Source organism: Streptomyces sp. NPDC107522, assembly GCF_055657525.1.
Genome location: NZ_JBVKAU010000014.1, coordinates 127,698 through 149,539, shown reverse-complemented (window position 1 = coordinate 149,539; position 21,842 = coordinate 127,698). Strand labels below are relative to the sequence as shown.

21 protein-coding genes and 1 pseudogene are annotated in these 21,842 nt (G+C 71.8%); 13 read left to right on the top strand and 9 right to left on the bottom strand.

All coding sequences use genetic code 11. From position 1 onward, the window contains the following. Positions 1–7 precede the first annotated feature (7 nt). Genes ACZ7L6_RS33395 through ACZ7L6_RS33380 form a run of 4 tightly spaced genes read left to right on the top strand, consistent with a single transcriptional unit; the run spans position 8 to position 4,447 of the window. On the top strand, positions 8–1,354 hold the full coding sequence (locus ACZ7L6_RS33395; RefSeq protein ID WP_471930426.1) for an MFS transporter: 1,347 nt from the start codon (positions 8–10) through the stop codon (positions 1,352–1,354). 17 nt (positions 1,355–1,371) lie between these two features. Next, positions 1,372–2,031: a response regulator transcription factor gene (locus ACZ7L6_RS33390; protein ID WP_471930424.1), complete on the top strand. Its 660-nt coding sequence runs from the start codon at positions 1,372–1,374 to the stop codon at positions 2,029–2,031. Positions 2,032–2,039: 8 nt separating this feature from the next. Next, positions 2,040–3,458 carry a sensor histidine kinase gene (locus tag ACZ7L6_RS33385; protein ID WP_471930422.1) on the top strand — a complete coding sequence of 473 codons (1,419 nt, stop codon included), beginning with the start codon at positions 2,040–2,042 and terminating at the stop codon, positions 3,456–3,458. Continuing rightward, positions 3,455–4,447: a TAXI family TRAP transporter solute-binding subunit gene (locus ACZ7L6_RS33380; RefSeq protein ID WP_471930420.1), complete on the top strand. Its 993-nt coding sequence runs from the start codon at positions 3,455–3,457 to the stop codon at positions 4,445–4,447. The genes ACZ7L6_RS33385 and ACZ7L6_RS33380 overlap by 4 nt, the downstream gene beginning before the upstream one ends. A gap of 320 nt (positions 4,448–4,767) precedes the next feature. Here ACZ7L6_RS33380 and ACZ7L6_RS33375 read toward each other — a convergent pair whose 3' ends face one another. Further along, on the bottom strand, positions 4,768–5,448 hold the full coding sequence (locus tag ACZ7L6_RS33375) for a hypothetical protein (protein ID WP_471930418.1): 681 nt from the start codon (positions 5,446–5,448) through the stop codon (positions 4,768–4,770). A 317-nt stretch (positions 5,449–5,765) separates the two neighbouring features. Here ACZ7L6_RS33375 and ACZ7L6_RS33370 point away from each other — a divergent pair, with 317 nt between their 5' ends. Beyond that, entirely contained in the window at positions 5,766–6,749 is a 984-nt protein-coding gene (locus ACZ7L6_RS33370; RefSeq protein ID WP_471930416.1) for an aldo/keto reductase, read from the top strand. Between the two features lie 54 nt (positions 6,750–6,803). Further along, positions 6,804–7,166 carry a VOC family protein gene (locus ACZ7L6_RS33365; protein WP_471930414.1) on the top strand — a complete coding sequence of 121 codons (363 nt, stop codon included), beginning with the start codon at positions 6,804–6,806 and terminating at the stop codon, positions 7,164–7,166. 21 nt (positions 7,167–7,187) lie between these two features. Here ACZ7L6_RS33365 and ACZ7L6_RS33360 read toward each other — a convergent pair whose 3' ends face one another. Together ACZ7L6_RS33360 and ACZ7L6_RS33355 are read right to left on the bottom strand one after the other, a co-directional pair. Beyond that, the gene (locus ACZ7L6_RS33360; RefSeq protein ID WP_471930412.1) at positions 7,188–8,117 is read right to left on the bottom strand and encodes a carbohydrate kinase family protein; all 930 of its coding nucleotides are present in this window, start codon (positions 8,115–8,117) and stop codon (positions 7,188–7,190) included. Further along, positions 8,114–8,800 (bottom strand): class II aldolase/adducin family protein, encoded by a 687-nt coding sequence (locus ACZ7L6_RS33355; RefSeq protein ID WP_471930410.1) that lies wholly within the window; start codon positions 8,798–8,800, stop codon positions 8,114–8,116. The genes ACZ7L6_RS33360 and ACZ7L6_RS33355 overlap by 4 nt, the downstream gene beginning before the upstream one ends. A gap of 57 nt (positions 8,801–8,857) precedes the next feature. On the opposite strand from ACZ7L6_RS33355, the gene ACZ7L6_RS33350 reads away from it, so the two are divergent. From ACZ7L6_RS33350 to ACZ7L6_RS33340, 3 genes are all read left to right on the top strand, one after another. After that, positions 8,858–9,526 (top strand): TetR/AcrR family transcriptional regulator, encoded by a 669-nt coding sequence (locus ACZ7L6_RS33350; RefSeq protein ID WP_471930408.1) that lies wholly within the window; start codon positions 8,858–8,860, stop codon positions 9,524–9,526. Positions 9,527–9,563: 37 nt separating this feature from the next. After that, positions 9,564–10,325, top strand: coding sequence for a YqjF family protein (locus ACZ7L6_RS33345; protein WP_471930406.1), 762 nt, complete (start codon positions 9,564–9,566; stop codon positions 10,323–10,325). A gap of 139 nt (positions 10,326–10,464) precedes the next feature. Beyond that, positions 10,465–11,214 (top strand): SDR family NAD(P)-dependent oxidoreductase, encoded by a 750-nt coding sequence (locus ACZ7L6_RS33340; RefSeq protein ID WP_471930404.1) that lies wholly within the window; start codon positions 10,465–10,467, stop codon positions 11,212–11,214. Positions 11,215–11,349: 135 nt separating this feature from the next. Here the strand turns inward: ACZ7L6_RS33340 and ACZ7L6_RS33335 are convergent, their stop codons facing one another. The 3 genes from ACZ7L6_RS33335 to ACZ7L6_RS33325 all read right to left on the bottom strand — a co-directional run bounded on the left by ACZ7L6_RS33335 (position 11,350) and on the right by ACZ7L6_RS33325 (position 14,779). Beyond that, positions 11,350–13,314 (bottom strand): DUF1996 domain-containing protein, encoded by a 1,965-nt coding sequence (locus ACZ7L6_RS33335; RefSeq protein ID WP_471930548.1) that lies wholly within the window; start codon positions 13,312–13,314, stop codon positions 11,350–11,352. 185 nt (positions 13,315–13,499) lie between these two features. After that, complete coding sequence (locus ACZ7L6_RS33330; RefSeq protein WP_471930402.1) at positions 13,500–13,952, bottom strand: flavodoxin family protein; 453 nt, start codon at positions 13,950–13,952, stop codon at positions 13,500–13,502. A 47-nt stretch (positions 13,953–13,999) separates the two neighbouring features. After that, on the bottom strand, positions 14,000–14,779 hold the full coding sequence (locus ACZ7L6_RS33325; RefSeq protein ID WP_471930400.1) for an anti-sigma factor antagonist: 780 nt from the start codon (positions 14,777–14,779) through the stop codon (positions 14,000–14,002). Between the two features lie 128 nt (positions 14,780–14,907). On the opposite strand from ACZ7L6_RS33325, the gene ACZ7L6_RS33320 reads away from it, so the two are divergent. Continuing rightward, positions 14,908–15,273, top strand: a complete 366-nt coding sequence (locus ACZ7L6_RS33320; protein WP_471930398.1) for a helix-turn-helix transcriptional regulator — start codon at positions 14,908–14,910, stop codon at positions 15,271–15,273. A 45-nt stretch (positions 15,274–15,318) separates the two neighbouring features. Here ACZ7L6_RS33320 and ACZ7L6_RS33315 read toward each other — a convergent pair whose 3' ends face one another. Both ACZ7L6_RS33315 and ACZ7L6_RS33310 read right to left on the bottom strand, forming a co-directional pair. Further along, complete coding sequence (locus ACZ7L6_RS33315; RefSeq protein ID WP_471930396.1) at positions 15,319–16,200, bottom strand: YegS/Rv2252/BmrU family lipid kinase; 882 nt, start codon at positions 16,198–16,200, stop codon at positions 15,319–15,321. Between the two features lie 105 nt (positions 16,201–16,305). Then, the gene (locus ACZ7L6_RS33310) at positions 16,306–17,904 is read right to left on the bottom strand and encodes an FAD-binding oxidoreductase (protein WP_471930546.1); all 1,599 of its coding nucleotides are present in this window, start codon (positions 17,902–17,904) and stop codon (positions 16,306–16,308) included. Positions 17,905–17,977: 73 nt separating this feature from the next. Here ACZ7L6_RS33310 and ACZ7L6_RS33305 point away from each other — a divergent pair, with 73 nt between their 5' ends. Next, a complete protein-coding gene (locus ACZ7L6_RS33305; RefSeq protein WP_471930394.1) occupies positions 17,978–18,577 on the top strand; it encodes a TetR/AcrR family transcriptional regulator in 600 nt (199 codons plus the stop codon). Continuing rightward, entirely contained in the window at positions 18,574–20,157 is a 1,584-nt protein-coding gene (locus ACZ7L6_RS33300) for a glycerol-3-phosphate dehydrogenase/oxidase (RefSeq protein ID WP_471930392.1), read from the top strand. The genes ACZ7L6_RS33305 and ACZ7L6_RS33300 overlap by 4 nt, the downstream gene beginning before the upstream one ends. A 295-nt stretch (positions 20,158–20,452) precedes the next feature. Here ACZ7L6_RS33300 and ACZ7L6_RS33295 read toward each other — a convergent pair whose 3' ends face one another. Continuing rightward, positions 20,453–21,271: a hypothetical protein gene (locus tag ACZ7L6_RS33295; RefSeq protein ID WP_471930390.1), complete on the bottom strand. Its 819-nt coding sequence runs from the start codon at positions 21,269–21,271 to the stop codon at positions 20,453–20,455. A 273-nt stretch (positions 21,272–21,544) separates the two neighbouring features. Here ACZ7L6_RS33295 and ACZ7L6_RS33290 point away from each other — a divergent pair. Further along, positions 21,545–21,808, top strand: a pseudogene (locus ACZ7L6_RS33290) (hypothetical protein); the annotation flags it as partial. Positions 21,809–21,842: the final 34 nt, after the last annotated feature.

The following is a 21,842-nucleotide window of genomic DNA, read 5'->3' as shown; positions in this document are numbered from 1 at the left end:
GTTTTCGATGGCCACACAGACCACGCCAGCCGTAGGGCACCAGGCAGGCCGCAGTGAGCGCAGGGTTGTCAGCAACATCCTGCGCGGATCGATCGGCAACCTGATCGAGTGGTACGACTGGTACGCGTACACCGCGTTCAGCGTGTACTTCGCCGCCGCGTTCTTTCCGTCCGGTGACCAGACCGCCCAGTTGCTGAACACCGCCGCGGTGTTCGCCGTCGGGTTCCTGATGCGCCCGATCGGCGGCTGGGTGCTGGGGCGGTACGCCGACCGCCGTGGGCGACGCGCGGCGCTGACGCTGTCGGTGACGCTCATGGCGGCCGGTTCGCTGATCGTCGCGCTGACCCCGTCGTACGGCGCGATCGGTGTCGCGGCGCCGGTGCTGCTGGTGACCGCGCGGCTGCTGCAGGGCCTGTCCGTCGGCGGGGAGTACTCGACCTCGGCCACCTACATGTCGGAGGTGGCCTCGCCCGGGCGGCGCGGCTACTACTCGAGTTTCCAGTACGTCACGCTCATCGCCGGGCAGCTGACCGCGCTCGGCCTGCAGATCGTCCTGCAGCAGGTGCTCAGCGGCGCGCAGATGGAGGCGTGGGGCTGGCGGGTCGCGTTCGTCGTCGGTGCCGCCGGGGCGATCGTCGTGCTGTGGCTGCGGCGCGGCATGGACGAGTCGGAGAGTTTCGAGCGCGCGGCGGCCGAGGACAGCGGCAAGCGGGACGGCGACGGGCCGGCGCGCGGCAGTCTGCGGATGCTCCTGTCGTACCCGCGGCAGTGCCTGGTCGTGGTCGGGCTGACCATGGGCGGCACGCTGTTCTTCTACACGTACACCACGTATCTGCAGAAGTTCATGGTCAACACCAGCGGCATCGCCAAACCGACGGCGGCGTGGATCAACTTCTTCGCGCTGCTGGTGTTCGTGGTGCTGCAGCCCGTCATGGGGCTGCTGTCGGACCGGGTGGGGCGGCGTCCGATGCTGATCGCGTTCGGGGCGCTGGGCGCCGTGGTGGTGGTGCCCTCGCTGACGCTGCTGTCCCACACCAGCGACCCGCTCTACGCCTTCCTGCTCATGGTCGGGCCGCTCGCCGTCAGCTCCCTCTACACCTCGATCAGCGCGGTCGTGAAGGCCGAGCTGTTCCCGACCTCGATCCGGGCGCTGGGCGTCGGCCTGCCCTACGCGCTGACGGTCGCCCTGTTCGGCGGGACCGCCGAGTACGTCGCCCTGTGGTTCAAGAACGCCGGCCACGAGAGCTGGTACTTCTACTACGTCACCGCCTGCGTCCTGATCTCGCTGCTCGTCTACATTCGGATGCGCGAGACGTCGGACGGATCGCCGCTGGAGAGCGAGGCTCGGGACTGACGGGAAGGGTGGCGACCGTGCGGGTGCTGCTGGCCGAGGACGACGACGGTGTGGCCGGTGCGCTGACCGAGGTCCTGTACGAGCACGGTCATCTGCCCACCCGGGTGCGGCGCGGCGAGGACGTCCTCGCCCGCCACCGCCAGGCCGACCTGCTGCTGCTCGACCTCGGCCTGCCCGACCTCGACGGCCTGGAGGTGCTGCGCAAGCTGCGCGCGGTGAGCGGCCTGCCGGTGGTGGTCCTCACCGCGCGGGGCGACGAACGGTCGGTGGTGCGCGGCCTGCGGCTGGGTGCCGACGACTATCTGGTCAAGCCGGTACGGCTGGCCGAGCTGCTGGCCAGGATCGAGGCCGTGACCCGCCGCGCCGCGACACCGGCCGCCGCGGCGCCTCGTACGGTCCGCGCCGGCGACGTCGAAGTCGACCTCGACGCGCGCCGGGTGACGGTCGGCGGTGCCGAGGTGCGGCTGACCACGAAGGAGTTCGCGGTCCTCGCCGCGCTCGCCACCCGGGCCGGTACCGCGGTCAGCCGCCAGCAGCTGATGGACGAGGTCTGGGGCGACGCCTACCTGGCCGTGTCCCGCTCGCTCGACGTCCATCTCACCCAGCTGCGGGCCAAGCTCGCCCGCCCCGAGGTGCTGACCACCATCCGCGGCTTCGGCTACCGGTTCGGCGGCTGAACGGTCCCATGCGCACTCGGGTTCTGACCGTCGTCCTGGCCTTCGCGGTGCTCGCAGTGGCCGGCTTCGCCGTCCCGTTGCTGGGCGTCACCGCCACCCAGCGCACCGAGCAGCTCGTGGCCGCACGCGCCGCCGACCTCGACCGCTTCGCCGCGCTGGCCGACCAGGCAGCCGAGAGCGGCGACACCGGCGCGCTGACCGCCGAGGTCACCCGGTACACCGAGCTGTACGGCGAGGCGGTCGTGGTCGTGAACGCCCGCCGAGCGCCGGTCGTACAGACCGGCGGCATGCGCGCCGCCGACCCGGCCGTAGCCCGTCTCGTCGACGCGGCGCTGCGCAACCAGCCCGTCGCGCCCGGGGGCACGCTGCGCCCCTGGTCACGCGGCGACCAACTGCTCGCCCGCCCTGTGGGCACCGGAACCCGGGTGTCCGGCGCCGTGGTGCTGCGCGCCTCGGTGCGGACCGCCGCCGACGACATCGCACTGCGCTGGGCGCTCGTCCTGCTCGGCGCGGGCCTGTTCGCCGTGGCGTGTGTGCTGCTCGCCCGCGCCGCCACGCGGTGGGTCGTACGCCCCCTGCACCGCCTGGACCGTGCGGTCGGCGCACTGGCCGCCGGACTGCCGGCCGAGCACGCCCGGGCCGGCGGCCCGCCCGAACTGCGCCAGCTGGCCACCGGCTTCAACCGCATGGCGGATGCGGTGACCACCGCGCTGGAACAGCAGCGCCGACTGGTCGCCGACACCTCGCACCAGCTGCGCAACCCGCTCGCCGCCCTGCGCCTGCGCATCGACTCCCTCCAGCCCCGCCTGCCCGCCTCCGCCACCCGCACGTACACGGGCGTGACCGCCGAACTCGAACGCATGGAACACCTCCTCGACGACCTGCTCGCCCTCGCAGGCGCCGAACACCGCGCCGGCGAACTGGCCGTGACGGACGCGCGCGCAGCGTGCTGCGACGCGACGACGGTCGCCGCCGCCCAGGCCCAGCTGTGGCGGCCGGTGGCCGAACAGGCCGGAGTGCACCTGGAGTTCGTCTCCAGCCCCGCCGTCCCCATGGCCTGCGCGGAGGGGGAACTGGCCCAGGTGGCCGACATCCTGCTCGACAACGCGATCAAGTACGCCGGGGACGGCGCCCGCGTCGAGGCCCGCTGTTTCACCGAGGGACGGGACGCCGTGTTCGAGGTACGGGACGACGGCCCGGGCCTCGACACCGGCGAACTCACCCAGGCCGGCATCCGCTTCTGGCGCTCCGAGCGCCACCGCGACGTACGCGGCAGCGGCCTCGGTCTGGCGATCGCCGAGCAGTTGGCGGCCGGCCGCGGCGGACGCATCGAGGTCACCCCGGCCGAACCGCATGGCCTGCGCGTCCGGGTCCTACTCCCCCGGGCGCAGCACACGGCGCCGTGCCCGAAAGGACGTACGACATGACCCGCCCCGCCCGCCGCACCGCCCTGCGCGCCGCACTCGGCACGGCCTGCGCCGGACTGCTCGCGGCCGCCGGGACAGCCGATTCCCGGCAGCCGGACCGGGGCCCGGCGGGCAGGCTGCGGATCGCGACCGGCGAGGCCGACGGCTTCTACACGGCCTTCGGCCGCCTCCTCGCCGAACAGGTGACGTCGGCCTACCCCCGGCTGTCCTGCGAGGTGCTCGGCAGCCAGGGCAGCGTTGCCAACGTACGGCTGCTGCAGGCGCGTCGGGCCGAGGTGGCGCTGGCCCTGGCCGACATCGCGTGGGCCGCGCACGGCGGCACACCACCGTTCGGCACTCGCGTCCCCCTCCGGGCGATCGGCCGCGTCTACGAGAACTACATCCAACTGGCCGTACGCTCCGACGCACCGATCCACACCGTCGCCGACCTGACGGGGCGCACCGTCTCCCTGGGCGCACCCGCATCCGGCGGCGCCGTGCTCGGCGACCGCCTGCTGCGCGCCGCGGGCCTGACCCCGGGCACCGACGTCCACGTACGCCACCTGCTGATGCCCCAGGCGGCCCACGCGATGCGCGACGGCTCCATCGACGCCCTCCTGGTCGCGGGCGGCGTACCCCTGCCGGTGCTCTCCGGCCTCGCCCCCCGGCCCGGCATCCGCCTCCTGCCGCTGGCCGACCTCCTGCCCCGTCTGCGGGCCGGTACCGGACGCTCCGGATCGGGTCTGGAGGCGGTGACGGTGCCGGCCGGCGCATACCGCGGCACTCCCGAAGTGGCCACCATCGGCGTGGCCAACCTGCTCCTGTGCCGCCCCGACCTGCCCGCGCCCATCGCCGCCGCCCTGACCCACGTCCTGGTACGCCACGCCACCCGCCTCGTCCCCACCACGGCCCTCGGCACCCAGTTCCTCGACGCCCGCAGCCTGATCTCCACCGGCGTCGTGCCTCTGCATCCCGGGGCGGTCGTCGCCTATCGCGAACTGCACGGGTAGGACCTGTCCGGGCGATCACCTGATCGCCCTGTGGTCGGATCGTTGATGCGGGCAGGGCGAGGACGGCGCGGAATGGAAACGGCTGCGGCCGTTCCTACCGGTCAGCGACCAGGACATTGCGGCCGGTGGCGAGATCATCGGCAGGTGATCGACGGGCTCTGCCCCGGGTGCGGACCGGGGCGCACGGTCGGGATCTGCCAGAGCGGTTCGGGCTTGTGGCCCCGCCCATGCCTCCTGAACTCCTGAATGGTAAATCTCAGTCCCCAGAATGCCTTCCCGGCAGCGCTGGAGCGCACGTGAGTGTTCCGGTGGAAGCCGTCTCATGGGAGGAAAATGCGCGTACAGGCTGGACCGCGTCGGGATCGAGAATCGCACGTGACCGCCTGATCCTCTTTTCCCGTCGCGGCAAAGATGTCGATGCCGACCGCCTCGTCATCAACGACCAGCGGCAGGTCGACTCGTTGCTCGATCACGCCCTTGTCGTTTGGTCTGAGCTGGCTCCAGTACAGAGCGGTCCGCTTCTCGGCGGTGTCAAGGCTGTTGACACTCAGTTCGATGCTGTCCGATGTTTTGACGCCGTCGGCGCGGACCTTGAACGACAGGCGGCGGTCGGCCCCGGAGTCCTTCAAAACGATCTGGCTGATGGTCGGACGACCGTTGCCGCCTGCCGCCTTGGCGGCACCGACTACCGCCACGCTCAGGGCAGCCATGTAGAACACCACGCCAAGCGCGAGCACGCCAGTCTCCCAGAACGCGCCTCGCCAGGTGGGGCGGATGAGCAGCGCCACGATGCTGCACACGATGGAGAGGATGCCGCAGGTGGAGGCGACGACGATGGGCCATGACTCGTTATTCAGGGCGACAAACACGAACTCGCTCGTGAAGCCCAGCGCCGTCATGATCCCCGCTACGGCGACCAGGGCACCGGCGAGCATCTTGGCGACGCCGTCCAATCGCTCCCCAGCAGCGAGCTGCAGTTCGTCACGTGTCGGCTCGTCCATCTTCTTGCCCTTTCTCGATGGGGATGCGGGACACGCTGGGTTCCCTGTGCGTCCCCGCGCCCAGGCACACCCTCGGTGGGGGCGTCATCGTGGTGTGAGCTGATGAAACCGGTATCGGGTCCTTTGGGAGTCAGGCGCAGAGTCATGCGGGTGATCGCTGACCAGGTGGCGGTGGGGCAGAAGACCGCTGCCGTTCGACCGCTCAACGCATGGAAACGGCCCCCTCATGAGCCCACCTTGGCGGATATCCACTTGGGTCACTGACACGCGCCCCGGCAGGATGGCCACGCGTCACCAGCCATACGAGGGGAAGGTCGATGAAGCGGAACCGGCTCGGGAAAAGCGACGTCCAGGTCACGGAGTTGGGCTTCGGCGGCGGCCCGCTCGGAGGGCTCTTCGCGCCACTGGACGACGAGACCGCCGCCGGCGCCCTGGAGGCGGCCTGGGACGGCGGGATCCGCTACTTCGACACCTCGCCGCATTACGGCATCGGGCACTCGGAGCGCCGCATCGGCGCGCTGTTGCGCGGCAGGCCGCGCGGGGAGGTCACGCTGTCGACGAAGGTCGGCCGGCTGCTGGTGCCGCAGGATCCGGCGGGTCGGATGGACGAGAGCTTCGCGGTGCCGGCGACACACAGGCGAATGTGGGACTTCACGCGGGACGGTGTGCTGCGCAGCGTGGAGGACTCACTCGAGCGCATCGGCGTCGACCGTATCGATCTGCTGCTTCTGCACGACGCGGAGGAGCACTTCGAGGATGCACTGCGCGGCGGCTACCCGGCCCTCGCCGAGCTGCGCGCGCAAGGTGTGGTGGGCGCGATCGGCGCCGGAATGTACCACCCCGGCAAGCTGACGAGGCTCGTCGAGGAGTCGGACGTCGATGTGGTGATGCTGTCCGGCCGCTACACGCTGCTGGACCACAGCGCCCTCGACGACCTGCTGCCCGCGTGCACCCAGCGCGGCGTCTCGGTCCTCGCAGCGTCGATCTTCAACTCCGGGCTGCTCGCCACGGCCCGGCCCGCCGAGGGCGCCACCTTCGACTACGCGCCCGCCGCACCGCACCTGCTGCAACGCACGCATCGCATCGCCGATGTCTGCGAGGCACACGGGGTGACACTCCCCGAACTGGCCATGGCCTTCCCGCTGCGCCACCCGGCCGTCGCGGGCATCGTCGTCGGCATGCGCACCGCGGACGAAGTACGGCGCAACATCGCGGCGTTCGGCAGGGAGATCCCGGCGCAGGTGTGGAGCGACCTGCGCGGCGAGGGCCTGCTGGACGAGCGGGCGCCGGTGCACGCGTAACGCCGGGGAACGCAGTAGCGTCGGGGCGCGGCAGGCAGGCTCGCACAAGGAGTCATGATGGAACCCACCGGCATCACGGCCAACCTCCACGTCCCGGACATCGCGGCCGCGCGCGGCTTCCACACCGACTACCTCGGCCTGAGCGTCGAGGCCCTCGACATGGGCTGGGTCGCCCGCTACCGGACGCCCGACGGGCGGGCCCAGATCCAGCTCGTGACCCACGACGCGACCGCACCGGAGCTCGCGGCCGTCTCGGTGCGGGTGGGCGCGGCCGTCGACCGCGCCTACGCCGAGGCTCGCCGACGCGGGTACGAGATCGTGCACCCGCTCACCGAGGAGCCATGGGGCCTGCGCCGCTTCCTCGTCCGCGCGCCCGACGGCAATGTCCTGAACATCGTCAGCCATCGCGACGACTGAGGGCGGCCTCCTGCACTCACCTCACGAGCGCGGCTTGTGGGTCGCGGCGAAGGCGTCGGCGGCCGCGAGGTCGAAGTCTCCGTGGTCGCTGCCGAGTCCCTGGGCCACCAGTGCCGCCGCCGCGCTGCCGAGAACCGCGGAGTCGTACGGCGTGCGGCCGAGGCTCATGCCGCGCAGGAAGCCGGCCGAGAACGCGTCGCCGCAGCCGGTCGTGTCCACCACGTCGATCGCGAAGGCGGGCACGTTCTCGGTGCCCTCCGGGGTCACGAGGAGTGCGCCGTCGCCGCCACGGGTGGCCGCGACCAGGCCGGCTCCGGCAGCCAGGAGCTTCTGTGCGCCCGCGATCAGGTCCTCTTCGCCGGTGAAGCCGAGGACCTGGTCCTCGTTCGGCAGCATGTAGTCGACGTGCGGCAGCAGTGCCGCGATCTGCTCGAAGCTCCCCAGCGCGCCGGGGGCGAGCAGGTCCACCGAGGTGGTCACGCCGTGCTCCTTGGCGTACGACAGGATGCGCGCGGCGGTGTCGACGCCGATCAGTTCGGGGCCGCCGAGGTGGAGGTGAGTCGCTTCGGCGATCGCGTCCCAGGGCGCGTCGTCGGGGCCGTAGGTGATGTTGGCGCCGAGGAGGTGCAGCGACGGGCGGTCGCCGTTGGGGCGGATGGGCAGGACGCTCGCGGAGGTGGGGGTGTCCGTGCGGCGGACGAGGAATCGGGTGTCGATGCCGGCCGTCTTGAGGAGCTGGACCAGCATGTCCCCCGTGGGGTCCGAGCCGATCGCCCCGGCGCTGCGTACGGAGGCGCCGAGTTTGGCGAGAGTGAGCGCGGTGCCGCCCGCTGTCCCCGCCGCGGTCATCCTGATGTCCTCCACCAGCGTGGCGCCCTGGCCTTCGGGTATCTCCTCCACCGGCCGTACCAGCACGTCCAGCACGTGTACGCCCATCGTGACGACCTTCATCGGTGTCCCTCCTGCACGGGTGGTACGGGGTGGGTGGTGCCGTAGTTCCGGGCGAGCGCGGCCTCGATGACCGCGAGTTGCTGGTGCTCGTCGAGGACACGGGGCGTTCCCAGGGCGGCCGCGTGCTGGTAGACGCCGCACGCCCACTCCAGCAGCAGCGCGTGCTCGACGGCCTTGGCCAGCGTCGGAGCGTGGGTGAGGGCGCCGTGGCCGGCCATCAGCGCTGCACTGCGGCCCTCCAGTGCCGTGAGGACGGAGTCGGCGAGTTCGGGCGTACCGAACGTGGCGTACGGCGCCACGCGTACCGAGCCGCCCAGCGTGAGCAACTGGTAATGGATGCAGGGCAGTTCGTCGAGTACGCAGGCAAGTGCGGTTGCCATGGGGGCGTGGGTGTGGACGACCGCGCCCGTGCCGTAGCGGCGGTAGACACCGAGGTGCAGGTCCAGTTCCGAGGTGGGCTGCAACGTCCCGGCCACGACGTTCCCGTCGAGGTCGACGACGGTCACCTGGTCGGCCGTCAGGTCGGCGAGCACGGCGCCGGTGGCCGTGATCGCGACCTGGTTCTCCACCCGCATGCTGACGTTGCCGGCCGTACCGATGAGCAGCCCCTCAGCGCCCAGTCGGCGGCACGCCTCGGCCACGGCGGCGCGCTCCTGACCCAGCGCTGAGCTTGAGTCGGTCATGTACGCGACGGTAACGTAAACCTGAAACAAAGTCACGTTCAGGTTCGGAGGCTGTGCATGGGCGATCCGGCCCCGGAGCGCGGCGGCACATGGCCCGTTGCGCTGCGCCGCACTCCCCAGCAGGCGCGCAGCAAAGCCCGCCTGGCCCGGGTCCTTCAGGCCGCGGAGCGCGTCCTGATCGGCGAAGGGGTCCAGGCACTGACCACGACCCGCGTCGCGGCTCAGGCGAACGTCTCGGTCGGTTCGCTGTACCAGTACCTGCCCGACCGCGACGCCATCATCGACGCCCTCGCGGCCGGCTACCTCGACCGCCTCGAGGCCACCATGGACGACCTCGTCCGCACGGCCACGGCCGAGCGGTGGGACGACCCGGTCGGCGTGCTCATCGACGCCTACGCCGCGATCTACCGGACCGAACACGGCTTCCGGGCACTGTGGTTCGGCAGCAGCCTCACCGAGCAGACCCGCGTCGCGGACCGCGAGCACAAACGCCGGATGGCAGACGGGATCCGGCGCATCCTGCTCGCCCTCGGCATCGCCCGCGACGACGAGGCACTCGGCCTCGCCTGCCACGCCGCCGTCCTGGCCGCCGACGCGCTCGCACAGGAGGCCTTCCGGCGTGACCCCGAGGGTGATCCGGGCCTCCTCGACGAGAGCAAGATCATGCTGCGCGGGTATCTGACCGCTCTCGCCGCGCGCTATGAGGGCCAGCACACCCCAAGGTGAGCGGCGGGGCTTCGCCCGGCTCTGCCATGCTGGCCTCGTGCCGAAGCCCTCTCCTGTCACCCCGGATGCCCCCGCCCGCATACCCACCCCGCTGCTCACCCAGCAGTGGCTTGACCTCGCCTTCATCCACTGGGCCGTCGACCCGGACGTGGTGGCGGGGCTGCTGCCGAGAGGGACCGTTCCGGACACGCACGACGGGGTCACGTACGTCGGCCTGGTCGCCTTCCGGATGCATCGGGTCGGCTGGCTGCGGCTGCCCGGGGTGCCGTATCTCGGGACCTTTCCCGAGACCAACGTGCGTTTGTACTCCGTGGACGCGCACGGGCGGCGCGGCGTCGTGTTCCGGTCGATGGACGCCGCGCGGCTGATCCCAGTCGTGATGGGGCGCGTCGGCTTCCGGCTGCCGTACCTGTGGTCCCGGATGACCGTCCGTACGGCCGGCGACACCGTCACCTACACCAGCTCCCGCCGCTGGCCCGGTCCGCGCGGCGCGTTCAGCCGGATCACCGTGCGCAGGGGTGAGCGCATCGAGGAGCCGACCGAGTTGGAGCACTTCCTCACCGCGCGCTGGGGCATGCACAACGCGTTCTTCGGCGGGGCCGAGCCGCTGGCGTTCCTGCCCAACCACCACCCCCGTTGGCCGCTGTACCGCGCCGAGCTGATCGCTTGCGAGGAGAACCTCGTCGCAGCGGCCGGGCTGCCCGTTCCGAACGCCGCGCCGGTGAGCGTCCTGTACTCCCCCGGCGTCCCGGTCCGCCTCGGCCGCCCGGCCCGCCCCGCGGGTATTCCCACTCCATGATCTTGCGGCCCGGGAGCCGCGGACGACCCGGACGTGGGAAGTGTCGAGATCGGGCCTTCGGTGCCGACGTATCGGATGAAGGGCTTCGGCCGCGTGCTGCGGCCGGACAGCCGGTAGCCGGTTGGAACGGAGATCGATCATGTTGCTGAAGGACAAGGTCGCTGTGGTGTACGGCGCGGGCGGTTCCATCGGCGGGTCGGCAGCGCGTGCCTTCGCCCGTGAGGGGGCTCGGGTCTTCCTCGCCGGGCGCACGGGGGCGCCGCTCGGGAAGCTCGCCGAGGAGATTCGCGCCGAGGGCGGCACGGCCGAGGGGGCCGTGGCCGACGCGCTGGACGAGGCGGCGGTGGACGCCTTCGTCGACGGCGTCGCCGCACGGGCCGGGCGCCTCGACATCTCGTTCAACGCCATCGGATACGGGGATGTCCAGGAGCCCCTGTCGGAGATCTCCGTCGCGGACTTTCTGCGGCCCATCGTGACCGCGATGCGCTCGCAGTTCCTGACGACCCGGGCGGCCGCCCGGCACATGACCGCACGCGGCACGGGCGTGATCCTCGCCTTCGGTGGCGGTGGGCCGCAGACGCTGCCCGGCCTCGGCGGCTTCAAGATCGCGCTGGACGCGCTGGAGGGGCTGCGCCGGCAGTGGGCCGTCGAGCTGGGACCGCAGGGTGTGCGGGTGGTGACGCTCAAGTCGGGCGGCGTGCCGGAATCCCTCCCCGGTGGGTTCCCCGGCCGGGAGGCGATCGTCGACAGTCTGGTCGAGGCGACGCAGCTCGGGCGTTGCGCGACCCTCGCGGACGTAGGCGATGTGGCCGCGTTCGTCGCCTCCGACCGGGCCCGCACGCTCACCGCGACGGACGTGAACATCTCCTGCGGCGCCATCGTGGACTAGGACGGCAGCCGCGCCTCACCGGCAGCAGGGCCCCTTGGCCGTACCTGCGCACGCGAAGGGCCCGGACCGGGAGGACCGGTCCGGGCCCCAGTGGAGCGCCACCGCGTCAGGCGCACGTCCGGGGTGTCGTCTCCGTCATGCGGAGCGGCGCCTCGTGCGCACCAGCAGCAGGAAGCCCGCGATGAGGAGGACGGCGCCGGCCGCGGCGGGCCACAGCGTGGTGCCCGTTTCGGCGAGGTCGCCTCCGACTGCCTGCGGTTGAGTTCCGGTTCCGGTGTCGGAGTCGTCGCCGGCCGCGGCGGGCTGCGACTGCGCCGGGGTGCTTCCCGTCTCGGCGTCGTCGTTCGCCGTGCCGCCCTGTGCCGGGGCGGTGGTGTCCTCGTCGGCCGTCGGAGTGCCGTAGGACTTGGGCGCCACCGTGCTCGACACGGTGGGCTTGTCGTCCTTCGCCGGCTCGGTCTCGGGCGCCTCGTTCGCGGGCTCGTCAGGCGCGGGCTCGTCGGTGGCGGGTGCCTCGGTGGCCGGCTCCTCGGTCGCGGGCGGCTCCTCGGTCGCGGGCTCTTCCGTCGCAGGCGGCTCCGTCTCCTCGCCCCCTCCGTCGCCGGGCGCCTGCGTCGGCTGCTCGGTCGGCTCCTCCTCGCCCGGGTCGCCGCCCTCGTCGGCACCGACGCCGCACTTGCGGCCCTCGTTGATGCAGTCGACCATCTGCCCCATCAGGTCCTCGTCGAAGACGTTGATGAAGTCGCCGTGGTCGGTGACCGGCTTGTGCAGCTGCTCGGGGAAGGAGTCCACCGCGAACAGCGGGGTCGTGCGGCCGCCGTCCTGCAGGCTCGGCGCGTCGACGTCGTACACGATGCGCTGTACCAGCTGCGGGATGGCCTTGAAGCCGTTCGGGCAGCTGCCGTCAGCGGCCGCGAACGCCACATGGGCGCGGTGGTTGGCGCTGTCGATGTTCTGTCCGTCCCAGCAGCTCTGGAACCTGAAGGTGCGGACCACGTCGCTGCCCTGCGGGCACAGCGGGTACTTGTCCTTCAGCTGCCGGTCCTCGAAGCCGGTGCAGCTCCAGGAGGCGTTGGCGTTGGCGGTGCCGTTGACGAAGGCCTTGGCGTCGCCGGTGATGATGCGCAGCAGCCGCGGCATCTCGGTGACCTTGCTGCGGGGGCTGCCCACGAAGGTCAGCGTCACGTCCTTGGGCGTGACGATCTCACCGGCGTTGCCCTCGATGCCGCCGCCCGGCTTGTCGGCGTCCTGTTCCTGCGTGCCGTTCTGCAGGCGCAGCACGGGCCAGTAGTACGTGGACTTGTCGCCCTGGTCGACACAGCTGGTCTCGGCGTTCGCCAGGTCCTCGTCGCTGGCGAAGGCGGTGTTGGACTGGTTGCCGATGTAGTCGTGGAAGTGGTGGGCGCCGTTGGAGACGCCGGGGGCCACGATGACGTTGTCGGAGTTGAACAGGCCGTTGTCGTTGACACCGCAGCTCGTGACGAAGGTGCCGCGGGAGGCGTCCGACTGCGGGGCCGGGTTCTGCACGTTGGGCTGTACGGCCTTGATGTCCACGTAGTCCGCGGCGACGGGCCCGTTGCCGGCCTGGCCGCCGTTGCCGTTCTGGCCGCCGTTCGCGGGCGGTTGGCCGCCCTGGTCGGCGCCGTTCTGGTTGTCGCCGCCGTCGTCCTGTGCGCCGTCGTCGCCCTTGTCACCGGTGCCGCTGTCGGCCGCGCGCAGGGTGCAGGGGGCGAGGGTCTCCAGGCCTTGCGGCCGGTCTCCAGCGCGGTCGATGGCGATGGCGATGCGTTCGATCGTCGCCGTGCGCTTGTCCTTCAGCGGATTCATGATCGAGCTGTCGGCGAAGCCCGCGTCCTGCTGGATCGCCTGCGCGGACTCCTGCAGCCGCTGGTAGGCCTCGGCGATCTGCTCGTCGAGGAGCGCGAGTTCCTTCGCGACGTCCTCTTTCGCCCCGTCCGGGACGGCCGTCAGTTTGCTGCCGACATCCGGGCAGTCGATGGTGCCGGCCGGGGAGGACAGGGTCCGAGCGGGTTCCGCTCCGCCGTCTTCGGTGGCCGAGGCATAGACGTTGGCCGCAACCAGGCCGCCGCCGCCCAACATCAGCGCGACCGCTGCAAAGGTCGCGCGCCGTGCGCCCGTGGGGCGTCTTCGCGTGCTGCGTCCCAAGGAAGTACTCCTACGCCTCGTGGTCGGTCAGGGCATGAAAATCCCCCGGTCCCATACGGAGAGGCGCCACGTTGTGTTCAATCGTCTCGCTGATTCACAGAAATTTCTTATCGCGAAGGTCAGTTCATGAGGCCGGCGGCGAGTGTGGCTCCCAGTTCCCAGCAGGCCTCGACGTCGGTCTTGGCGGGTTCGCCCGTCACCGTCACGGGTTGCGCGGAGCGTCGCCAGGCCAGGCCCGTCGTGATGGAGTCGATCGCCCGCACGGCCCCGGTCACGTCGCTGCCGCCGTGCACGTAGTAGCCGAACGGCCGGCCCCGGGTCGCGTCCAGGCAGGGGTAGTAGATCTGGTCGAAGAAGTGCTTGAGGGCCCCCGAGATGTAGCCGAGGTTCGCCGGGGTGCCCAGCAGGTAGCCGTCGGCGTTCAGCACGTCGGAGGGCGTGGCCGACAGCGCCGGCCGCCGGACGACCTCGACGTTCTCGATCTCCGGTGCCGTGGCACCGGAGATGACGGCTTCGAGCATGGCCTGGCAGTTGGGCGAGGGGGTGTGATGCACGATCAGCAAGGTAGGCACACCCCGAACCCTGCCGCCCTGCCGCCGATCGACGCAACCGCGACGGTTCAGTTGGCGGCCGGTGCGCGCTCCGGCTCCTCGGGCCCCTCTTGCGAGGCCGTGGAGGAGGAGTGGACCCTGGCGACCGCCGAGGACAGCTGCTCCTGTACCGCTTCCGGCAACGCGTCGCCCTTGACCGCGGTGACCAGGTCTCCGGCCAGTGCGTGCAGTTTGGTGTTGGTGTTCTGGGAGGCCGCGACGAGTACCGCCCAGGCCTCGTCGGAGCTCAGACTGAAGGAGGCCATCAGGATGCCCCGGGCCAGGTCGATGGTCGGCCGGGTCTGCATCGCCCGTCGCAACTGGGCGACTTCGATCCGCAGGTCCTCATCGGTGACGTCGGAGACCTCCGCGCCCCGAGTGTGCTGGGCCGGCGCGCCCTGCCCGTCCGAGCCCGAGCCGTCGAACAGCGTCCGTGTGCCGGTCAGGTCGAGGAGGCGATCGACTGCCGTACTGGTGGAGTGGATGGTCACGGTCTTGTCCTGCTCCAAAGCTCGGTGCCGCAGGGTCAGGAGGACATTGAGAGCGGAACAGTCGCAGAAGGCGACGCCGCCGAGATCCAGGTCGATGCCGCGGACCGCGCGGCTCAGGGCTTCACGCAGGACGCGCCGGAACTGCTCGCTGGTGTCGATGTCGAGTTCGCCGCGGACCCTCACCAGGATCCGGTCGCCGTCCGGACAGAGGTGTGTGACCAGCAGGCACGGCGAACCGGCCGCCGGTGCGCCTGTGGTCTCGGCATGGTCGGCAGCGCCCCCGGTAGGGGGGTGCGCAGAGGACGCGGGCTCCGCCATGACCGCCTCTCCCTCGGTGCTCCCCGTCTCCCCACCAGAGTGAACCGGAACTGCGTGACACGTCAATAGATACATGAAATGCAGTGCGTGTTTTTGTATACGTGAACGGTCAGTCGTAGTCTTGGTACATGGATGGAGTCCCTGAGCCGCACACCGGATGGACGTTTCTGACCAACCACGCGCGCGTACTGGCAGCCATCGCCGACAACCCGAACGTCCGCATTCGACATATCGCGGCGCACTGCCGACTCACCGAACGGGCCGTCCAGAAGATCATTTCCGACTTGGAGCAGGACGGCTATCTCTCCCACGTCCGCGAGGGGCGCACCAACATCTACCGGGTCGAGCCGGACAAGGTGCTGCGTCACCCCGCCGAAGCCGGCCTGCCGGTGGCCGCACTGCTCTCGCTCCTCGTGCAGGACGAGGCCGATCGCAACACGGCCTCGGAGCCGCTGAGAGCCACGCGCCCGCGGATGCCGGTGGACGGCCGATGAGCGGTCGCAGCACCAGGTCACGGACGCGACACCCGTGGCCGGCGCTCAGCACAGGACGCGCAGCGCTCCCGGCAGGACTCTGACCGTGACCGGGAGGGCCGCTTCGACCTCGCCGTCCGCGCCGTAGGGCACCTCGCGGTCGGCCTCGATGCGGATCTCCCTGCCCCGCAGGATGCGGACCTGGGGGCGGTGGACGTGGGCGCCCGTCTTGAGGTCGTTCATCAGCGCGAAGAACAGCCGGCGCGGCGCCTCGCGGATCATCACCACGTCCAGCAGGCCGTCGTCGACGCGGGCGTCGGGGGCGATGAGGCGACCGGAGCCGTAGTAGCCGGAGTTGGCGGCGACGACCGTGTAGCCCGTGTGCGGGTGTTCCTCGCCATCGACGGTGACCCGGTAACGTGCCGCGCGCCAGGTGGTGACGGCACGCAGGCCGCCGGCGTAGTACGAGGCCGCGCCGCGCAGCAGCGTGGCGTTGTTGGCATGGCGGTTGGCGAGGGCGTCGACGCCGGCGTACACGCTGCCGAGGACCACGGTGCGGTGGTGGACGGCAGACTCGACTTCGATGGTGTCGACCTCGCGGGGTTCGTTGTGGAGCAGTACCTGGGCGAGTGCCGTGGGGTCGGTGGGGAGGCCGAGCGCCCGGGCGAAGTCGTTGCCGCGGCCGGCCGGAACCAGGCCGAGCAGGGCGTCGGTGCCGCTGAGGGCGCCGCCGATGCCGCCGGCGATTCCGTCGCCGCCGACGGCCAGCACCACCCGGCCCCGCTGCCCGGCGTCCCGGGCGAGCTCCCGGGCGTGGTCGAGGCTACGGCTGTACTCGGTCTCCAGGCCGGCCCCGGCCTCCCGCAACTGCCGGGCCACCTGCAGCAACGCGGCCGCTGAGGCGGATCCGCCCGCCGTGGGGTTGACGATGGCGGTGAACTGACGCATCGGTGTGCCTTTCGGGCCGACGGGAGGGAGCTGCCGGAGGCGGGGCGGTGTGGGGAATCAGGAGTGGCAAGGGGTCGAGCGGCTGGGGAGCCCGTAGGCGAAGGATCAGTCGCCGGGCAGGAGGACGCCGGGGTTGAGCAGGCCTGCCGGGTCCAGTCGGCGCTTGACTGCACGCAGCGCCTCGATACCCAGGGGGCCCGCCTCACGGACGTACCAGTCCCGGTGGTCGGTGCCCACACCGTGATGGTGGCTGATCGTGCCGCCCGCGGCGAGGATCGCCTCGTTGGCGGCGTGCTTGGCGCGCTCCCAGTGCGCCACCGGGTCGTCGCCCTGTGCGGAGACGACGGTGAAGTACAGCGAGGCGCCGTTCTCGTAGACGTGGGAGATGTGGCACATGATCAGGGGTGGGGTGCCGGCCTCGGTGAGTGTCGTGGTGAGGGCGTCGCGGACGGACGCGTACAGCTCGGGCACCCGTGACCAGAAGGTCGCCGTCTCCAGTGTCTCGGCGAACGCCCCGGCGTCCAGCAGGGAGTCCCGCAGGTAGGGGGCCGAGTAGCGGCCGTGCGCCCAGCGCTGCCCCGGTTCCTCGCCCAGCGGGGTGCCGCCGCACTCGCGCAGGACGGCGGCGGCCCGTTCCCGGCGGTGCGCGGTGTCCTCGTCCGTGCCTTCATAGCCGGCGATCGCCATGCATCCCGCGGGCTGCAGCCCGGCGCCGTCCGCGCCGATGGCGTCGGGCTGGGCGAGGCCGATCAGGGTCTCGGTCTCGTCGGACAGCCGCAGAACGGTCGGGCGGGGGCCGTCCTGGGCCAGGCGGCGCAGGGCGGTGGCGCCTTCCTCGAAGGAGGCGAAGCGCCAGCCCTCGTACACGCGGGTTTCGGGGACGGGGCGGATCCGCACCGTGACGGACGTGATGACGCCGAACGCCCCTTCCGAGCCGAGCAGGAGCTGACGCAGGTCGGGTCCCGCTGCCGAGCGCGGTGCGCGGCCGGTGTCCATGGTGCCCTCGGGAGTGGCGAGGGTCAGGCCCAGGACCATCTCGTCGAAGCGGCCGTAGCCGGCGGACGCCTGGCCGCTGGAGCGGGTGGCGGCGAATCCGCCGATGGTGGCCCACTCGTAGGACTGGGGGAAGTGGCCGAGGGTGAAGCCCTGTTCGACCAGCAGTGCCTCGGCCTGCGGGGCGCGCAGGCCCGGTTGCAGGGTGGCGGTGCGGGAGACCGGGTCGAGGGCGAGCAACTGGTCCATGCGGCGCAGGTCGAGGGCGACGAAGGGGCCGCGCCGGGTGGGGGCGAGACCGCCGACGACGGAGGTGCCGCCGCCGAACGGAACCACGGACAGGCCGTGTTCGGCGCAGGCACGCAGCACGGCGAGCACCTCGTCGTGCTCGGCCGGGAGCACGACGGCTGCGGGGATGTCGTCGACTTCGCCCTCACGGATCCGCAACAGGTCGGGGGTGGACTTCCCGCGGGTGTGCCGGATGCGGGTCTCCGCGTCGAAGCGGACGTGTTCCTCGCCGCCGACGGCGGTGAACAGGGCCTGGCGGGCGGCGGGTTCGAGGCGCGGCTCGGGTACGGCGATGTCCTGAAGAGCGACCACCCCGGCGGCGCGCGGCTTGACGCCGAGCAGATCGCGCAGCAGCCCGGTCACGGTCTCGGGCAGCGGCGCCGCCTTGGCCGGGTCGCCCCAGCCGCTCCACAGCATGTCCATGACTGTCGTCCTCACCGGTCGATTCGAGCGATGCCGTGTCCCGGACGGCCTCGCAGGCGTTACACTGTGACACATGACGCCTATTCGTCACAACCACTCGGACAGCGATGCGGTGCTCGACGCGGTGCGCGACTGTGTCCTGGCCGTCGGTGTCCGCCGTACGACGCTGACCGACGTGGCCCGCCGCGCGGGTGTCTCCCGGATGACGCTGTACCGGCGGTGGCCCGATGTGCGCTCACTCGTGGGGGACTTGATGACCCGGGAGTGGGTCGCCGCGGCCACCGGGGCCATGCCCGAGCGGCGGCCCGGGACGGCCACGCGCGGCCTGATCGTCGACGGGCTCGTGGCCGGGGTCGAGGCCTTCCGCGTCCACCCGCTCTTCCAGAAGATCGTCGACGTCGATCCGGAACTGCTCCTCCCTTACGTCCTCGACCGCCGCGGCGCGAGCCAGGAGGCCCTCATCGCCCTGCTGGCCGACGCCCTGCGGGAGGGCCACGCCGACGGGTCGGTGCGCGCCGGCCACGTCGAGCGGCAGGCGCGGTCCCTGCTGCTGATCGTCCAGTCCTTCACGCTGTCCCTGCGGACGATGACCGACGAGGACGACCCCGACCTGAGCAGTGAGGCCTTCCTGGCGGAACTGCGCAGCATCCTGGAGAGGACCCTCACCCCATGAGCACAGCCACTCCCCCGGTTCCCGGATCGTCGCTGTCCGCCGCCCGGCGCTCGCGCGAACTGGCCGAGACCGTCGGCGGTCCGGCCGTGGACGTCCTGGTCGTCGGGCTGGGCGCGACCGGCGCCGGAGCCGCCCTGGACGCCGCGGCCCGGGGCCTGACGGTGGCCGCCGTCGACGCCCACGACCTGGCCTTCGGCACGTCCCGCTTCAGCAGCAAGCTCATCCACGGCGGCCTGCGCTATCTCGCCTCGGCCCAGCTCGACGTGGCCCACGAGAGCGCGGTCGAGCGCGGGGTGCTGATGGAGCGCACGGCACCGCATCTGGTGCGGGCCCAGCCCTTCGTGCTCCCGCTCACTCCCCTGGTCTCGCGCGGTCAGTCCGCCCTGGCCTGGGCCGGTTTCCGGGCCGGCGACACCCTGCGCCTGGCGGCCCGCACGGCCCGCGCCACCCTGCCCGCCCCGCGCCGCCTCTCCGCGGTGGAGACCCGGCACCTCGCCCCCGCCCTGCGCACCCAGGGCCTGCGCGGCGGCCTGCTGTCCTGGGACGGCCGGCTCACCGACGACGCCCGCCTGGTCACCGCGATCGCCCGCACCGCCGCCGCCCGTGGAGCGCGCATCCTGACCCGTGCCAGGGCGCTGGAGCTCACCGCGTCCGGCGCCCGCATACGTGACGAACTCACCGGCGAGGAAGGCGAGATCAGGGCCCGCACCGTGATCAACGCGTCCGGTGTCTGGGCGGGCGGCCTGGTGGACGGCATCCGGATCCGCCCCTCACGCGGCACCCACCTCGTCCTGCGCTCCGACCACCTCGGCCCCCTGCCCGCGGGGCTGCACGTCCCGGTCCCCGGCGAGACCAACCGCTTCGTGCTCGTCCTGCCCCAGGGCGACGGCCGGGTCTACGTCGGGCTCACCGACGAGCCCGTCGAGGGCGACATCCCGGACGTTCCCGAAGTACCCGAGACGGACATCGGCTTCCTCCTGGACGTCCTCGGCTCCGTCCTGGACGTCCCGGTCCAACGCGAGGACGTCGTCGGCGCGTTCGCCGGCCTGCGACCGCTCCTCGACACGTCATCGGACGCGCACTCCGGGGCGGCGCCCAGGACCTCCGACATCTCCCGTCGGCACGCGGTCCTCACCTCGCCGGACGGCGTGATCACCGTGGTCGGCGGCAAGCTCACCACCTACCGGCGCATGGCCGAGGACGCCGTCGACGCCGCCGTCGCCACCCACCGGCTCACCGCCGGCCCCTCCCCGACCGCCGCCCTGCCCCTCGTCGGCGCCGCGTCGCCCGACGCGCTCGGCTCCGTCCGGGCGCCGCGCCGCCTCGTCCAGCGCTACGGCATCGAGGCCCCGGCCGTCCTGGCGCTCGGCGCGCGCGATCCCCGCCTCAACGAACCTGTGCTGCCGGGGCATCCCGTCACCGCCGCCGAACTGCTGTGGGCCGCACGCCACGAGGGCGCGCTGGACGAGGCCGACCTGCTGGACCGGCGCACCCGGATCGGACTGGTGCCCGCCGATCGCACGGCGGCGCTGGACGTGGCGCGGGGGGTGCTCGGAGAGGCGTTGGCCTCGCGGGGTTGAGGGCGTTGAGGGGCCGGCGGGTCAGCCGGCCCGCAGCCTTCCCCGAGGGCAGCTGCGGGCGCTGCAGCCACAACGCCGGCCACCAGCTCGATGCGGGGCGACCCGGCGCGCGCGGCCGCCCCGTGGGGTGGGCCCTCGGAGTGCGGTGCACCAGCCGGATGAACATGCCGGCCAGCCGGCCACGCACCAGTGGCGTGCTCATGAGATTGCCGTCCGCGGTCTTGATGGCCGAGGAAGTGGGCTGTTGCCGTCTCGCACCGGCAGCACACGCCGGGTGGGGCGCTGCTTGCACGTCTCATGGTCGGTGGCGGCGCCAGTACCAGAGCACGCCGACCGTGGCGGAGGCCGCGGCCAGGACGACACCGAGGACGGGCCATCGGCTGTCGGCGACGCGCAGACCCGTCAGGAAGGTCACGGCGATCAGGATGAGCGGCACGAGGAGAGAGAGGAGCGCGCGGAGTGCGGCCGCCCCTGCTTCCGGTGAGAGGCGGGAGATCCGGTGGCGCGAAGGGGGTGCGGTGTCGGCGAAGTAGAAGGCGAGGGCACGGCCTGCCAGGCGGGCGTCAGCGCGCTGGTAGGCCATCGCCATGTACGGGAGCCAGACGAGGGGGGCGACCAGTCCGACCAGGAAGACCACGCCGAGGAGCAGCCACCGCCATGTCCGGACGGCGAGCCGGTGCAGGCGTCGGCCTGCGGCCTGGCTCTCTTCCCCCGGTGTGAGCAGGCCGAGGAGGTGGGCCATGCGCAGGGTGACGTCCCACAGGGTCACCCATCTCCTCGATCGGGTGGGCGCGTCGGTGGTGCGTACCGTCCGGGCGAGCGCCTCCTGCGCCTGCCGGGTGTCCTCGTACGCGCCTTGGAGGACGAGGAGTTCGCAGGCGCGGGAGCTCGCCGTGGGGTCGCGGCCGCCGAGTGCGGCGAGCTCCAGGGCCGTACGCGCCTGGCGGAGCAACGCCGCACAGAACGCGACGGGAATGAGGACGAGGAACGGGCCGCCAACAACAGATCCCTCCGATACGACGGCCCGTCGGCCGCGATCGACCACCCTTGCCCGGAGCTCCGCCTCGGTGGCGTCCGGATGGTTCCGCCGAAGCGAGGCGATCGCTTCGGGCACGGTAGGACCGATGCGTCGAACGGCGAATTCGGCGAGAAGTTCGGGGAGGTGCTCGGGATCGGTGACGACTGACGCCAGCAGCGAGCGTTCCGGGGAGGGCTCCTTACGGGAACCTGCAGTGTTCGGATTTTCCAGGTGTGGCACAGACCGTATTTAACATGAATCACCCCAATCCATAGTTCACAGTGATTTCCCACCCTTTTCTCCCCTCCTTCCCCTCCCTCCCAAGCCCTCGCACACACGGCGGTATCGCTCCCGCAACTTGGCGGGGCGCGCCGCGCCGAGCGCCGGGCCGGCGCGGATTACACGGGCGGCGTCTGGGGATCCGTGCTCGCGGCCTCTGTGGTGATCGGCGCGGGCTCCAGTCCGGACCGCCAGGTCGTGGCGCACGTGTGCCGTGACGAGTGGCCGATCGTCAAGGTCGCCGTCCCGCGGGCCGCCGCGGTGACCGTCAGCCCGCTCCTGGCCGCCACCGCATCGGTCAATCTGTTGCTCGGTCTGCTGATCATCTTCTTCAAGATCGTTCTGACGCCCTGATTCCCCGGCGCCCGGCGGCCGGGCGACGGTCACC